General features: G+C 39.7%; 2 protein-coding genes. Both read left to right on the top strand.

What is annotated here, in order from left to right:
• Positions 1-3,355 (top strand): GDSL-type esterase/lipase family protein (locus E1163_RS02115; RefSeq protein WP_246223467.1); only part of this gene is annotated, 3,355 nt, incomplete at its 5' end.
• Between the two features lie 23 nt (positions 3,356-3,378).
• The gene (locus tag E1163_RS02110) at positions 3,379-4,074 is read left to right on the top strand and encodes a toxin-antitoxin system YwqK family antitoxin (RefSeq protein ID WP_185155927.1); all 696 of its coding nucleotides are present in this window, start codon (positions 3,379-3,381) and stop codon (positions 4,072-4,074) included.
• Positions 4,075-4,426: the final 352 nt, after the last annotated feature.

Genomic DNA, 4,426 nt, shown 5'->3' with positions numbered 1-4,426 from the left:
ATCCCTTACCTGGCGGGACAATTCGGATAATGAAACAGGTTTTGAGCTTCAGAGAAGTATCAATAATCAAGCGTTTGAACTGGTGGCCATGTTACCGGTCAACTCAACCACATATACGGATCAGACACCTGCCGAATTTAGCAGTGCCCGCTACAGGGTAAGGGCTTTCAGAGATGACCAGCAAAGCGAGTTTAGTGCTATAGCTGCAGCTTCGGTATCTAATATACTTCCACGAGCGATTGAGAATTTCTCCGCCCAGGTGATAGGATCAAATGTAAGCCTTCAGTGGACCGATAAGATGAAAATAGTAGTTTTAGGATCGTCCACAGCGGCGGGAGTAGGGGCAAGCTCATCAGAGAACTCATGGGTAGGACTTTTCGCCAGTTGGGTACAATCTCTAAAATCTGATGCCGAAGTAATCAATCTTGGAAAGGGAGGCTTTACAACTTATGATATCCGTACAGCAGGGAGTATGCCCGCACCAGACCTGAGTCGTAATATAGATGCGGCCATAGCACATGACCCGGACATCGTTATCATCAACCTGCCTTCCAATAATGTTGCTGATAATGTTCCTTCTGATGTTACGCTTTCACATTTTCAGGAACTGAAGATTTTGGCGGAGACCAATGGGATCAAGTTATTTGTCACTACAACTCAGCCGCGAAATTTTAGTAATGAAAGCAAACGTCAGAAACTTCAATATGAAGCTTCTGCCATGATGGATCAATTTGGTAATTTGACTATTAATGTTTATGACGAACTGGTCAATCTACCCGACCTTGGCCTGAAAGCCTCCTATGATTCAGGAGATGGTACACACCTTAATGATGCAGGGCATAATTATATGTTTACAGCGATCAGGGACCATGTCCGCACATTTGTAGATATGCCAGTGGTAGTAAGCAAGTCAATTGGAAATAAATCCAACTTTACACCACTTACTACCCTGACCATTGCTGACGCTGGGTATACGGATTCTGATGTGGTGCTCAACGTTCCTCAATATTACACGATAACAAAGTCCAATCCTGATGGAGAGATTATGTCGGAGACCGATATTACAATTGACGCTCCTGTTAGCCCGGATGTTTCGCTTACCCATAAGCCACAATACAATGGGAACATATCTGCTATTAAATGGAAAAGTATCGGGGATGAAGAAGAGAAACTCTATTCATACCACTACGATCCACTGAACAGGATCAAAGCTGCCGAATATGCTCAGGGTACATCTTCTTCTAACTCCTGGGCATCAAAAGTTGGAGGTTTCAGTCTCCATAGTGTCAATTATGATTTAAATGGCAATATTATAAGCCTGAACAGACAGGACGGTACGTCTATAGTGCGTACCATTGATAAGCTTACTTACACTTACAAGAAAGGGAACCAGCTATCCGCCGTATCAGATGACGCAGCATGGGAAGGTTTTGCTGACGGAAGCAGGACTGGTGATGATTACAAATACGATTCGAATGGCAACATGATCGAGGATAAAAACAAAGGGATAACGATCACCTATAACCACCTTAACCTTCCTGAAAGAGTAGAGAAAGACGCCAATAATTATATTGAATATATCTATGATGCTAACGGGAACAAGCTGGCGCAGATCACTTATGAAGAAGGTAAGGCCCCGAAAAAGACAGAGTATATCGGTGAGCTGATCTATGAAAATGATGAATTACAGCTTATTCAGCATGAAGAAGGTAGGATAGTGGAGGATAAAACCACCGGCACATTTGAATACCAGTACCATTTAAAAGACCATTTGGGGAATACCCGCTTAACTTTTACTACAAAACCGACAACAACTACCTTTAGCGTTAATTATGAAAGGGATTCATATTATCCGGATGATATAAGCTTATTTGAAAATGTAGAGAATATCTCCAGTGTTGCAGACTTTAACCACACTGACGGTTTATATGGAGGGCCTTTGGCGAAAGGCAAGTATACTCATTCTCAAGTTTTGTATAGCTCACCATATCCGCAGGTGGGTTCAGTTCTGGCTATTCCTGTAGGAGCAGGTGACAATATTACTGCACGTGTTTACGCTAAATACATGGATAACACTGCGAATCCTGACGTGGCAGTCAATACGTTGGCTTCAGCACTTATCGGAGCGTTTACAGGAGGTGTGCCGGGAGCAGGTGAATCGGGAACTTCAAATATAAATCACAATTTTGGCTCCGAAAGCTTGATTGGGGGAGCGGATTTTCCGTTTGAAGATACAGGTGCACCAAAGGCCTTCCTTAATGTTATGTTTCTCCCGGAGGATGGAGTAATTGACCTGGTAAAAGGAGCGACGTTTGCGTATGATCAGATCGATAAGGGAAGTGTAGAAATTGTCATAGATGGTAATTCCAAGGATCCATTTGATGAACTGAAAGTAGAAAATTTTGAAGTTTCACAAAATGGTTATATCTTAATTTACCTGAGTAATGAAGGTTCTTTGACTGATATTTATTTTGATGATCTGGAGATAGAGCTTAATGAAACTCCGGTTATTCAGAGTGATGATTACTATCCTTTTGGTTTGCAATTTAACTCTTATCAAAGGATTACGGCTAAAGAGAATAAGTGGAGATTTCAAGGGCAGGAACATATTGATGACTTAGGACTTAACTGGGACTCTTTCAAATGGAGAAATCACCAGCCTGATATAGGAAGGTTCTTTAGTGTGGATCCATTAGCGGAAAATTTTTACTATAACTCAACATATGCGTTTGCAGAAAATCGTGTTACTAGTGGTGTAGAGATAGAGGGTTTAGAATGGGCTCCGCCTTTAATTCCTAATTCTCAAGGCAAGCTTGTTCCTAATGTGAAAATGACTAGTGAAATGACTAAGGGTATTGTTCCTTTGGTTGAGGTTAAAGCCAGTTACGGTTGGCAATTTGGGGTAAAGGCAGGTAAGTTTGGTGGGGAGGTTAACTTCGGTTCCAAGGAGATTGGAACGGTCTCTGAAGAGGGATTTGTTCTAGGTGATGATAATAAAGTAACGAAAGGTATTTCTCTTGCTTATGGAGCCGGAGAAATAGGTTTAGAGACAGAAACTACAACTGAAATGTCTGATATTCAGGTAGAGATATTAGAAGGTACTAGTGTTTATAAATCGGCTACAATGGAAACGGAAACAACCAAAGCCAAAGCAAGTGTTACTCTCTTTGGGTTTGGGCCCGAAAGCACAAAGACAAAAGTTGAGAAATCAGTGGATGGAGTTAAGGTTTCTAGAACCGAAAGTCCTAGAGAAGTAAATATGAAGGGGGAGCAGAGTGGAATGCCAACGGTCATAAAAGAAACAAAGTTTAGTATTGCAATAGGGTTGAAAATTCAATTAGGTTTTAAGGAATGAGAGTAACTATCCTAAATTTAATAGTGATTACTTTTTTATCATCTTGCTCAGATAAGGATCAAATTAAAACATATTATAATGATGGTACCTTACAGAGCAAGGGTTATGTTGTTGATGGTGTAAAACAGGGACTATCCGAAGTATATTATAAAACGGGTAAACTAAAAGAAAAAGGTCTATGGAAGAATGGAAAACAGGAGGGAAAGTGGTTGTTTTATTTTCCTTCCGGTATTTTGTCAGCAGAAATACATTTTTCCGATAATGACCAAGAAGGGGTATCCATATTTTACCATGAGAATGGAGAAGTTAAAGAGAAGTCAGAGTGGGTAGATGGTAATCTAAATGGAGAATCAAAGCTATACTTTGATAATGGACAGCTAAAACAGGTTGGGTCATGGAAGAATGGAAAAAAGGAAGGCGAATTTACCTCTTACTATTCAAGTGGGCATCTAATGCAAAGGGGACAATACTCAAATGGTTTGGAAACAGGTAAGTTTTTAACTTACCATGAGAATGGAGAATTGATGAGCGAACTTTATTGGAAGGAAGGGAAATTAACGGGTAAAGCGAAGTATTATCATGAGAATGGAGCCATTGAGCAGGAAGGGGAATATAAGGAAGGCAAGTTTGATGGTGTTTGGAAAATATATGATGAACAAGGCGTCCTAATATCGGAAAGAACTTATTCTGAAGGTGCTTTGCTATCAGAAACCAGATGAATTATATAAAACTAACATGCCAAAGGAGATGAAGATTATTCCATAGAAAAAATTCATAACTCTATTGTAGTTGGATCCCAAAATTTTTTTTGGAAGAACTTCTTCATTAAAGAATAATTGAACTTGTATTCTTCGATTTAAGAAAGCAGCTATGATGCACCATATGCCATATGTAACTAAAATTACACTTATAATATATAACATTTTCATGAATAGGTCTGTCTTCTTTTAGTATGCTGAATAAGTCCATTCAAGTAGTACATAATACAGTGGAAATCTGCTTTGGGAAGCTTTTTAATAGAGATCACTTTGTTCACAATACCTTTGTCAAGTTCTGTATCAGTCTTGCCCA

This window comes from Fulvivirga kasyanovii (genome assembly GCF_009711405.1).
GTDB classification, from domain to species: Bacteria; Bacteroidota; Bacteroidia; order Cytophagales; family Cyclobacteriaceae; genus Fulvivirga; species Fulvivirga kasyanovii.
Note: the sequence above shows the minus strand (reverse complement) of the source record. Positions and strands in the feature narration are given on the sequence as shown.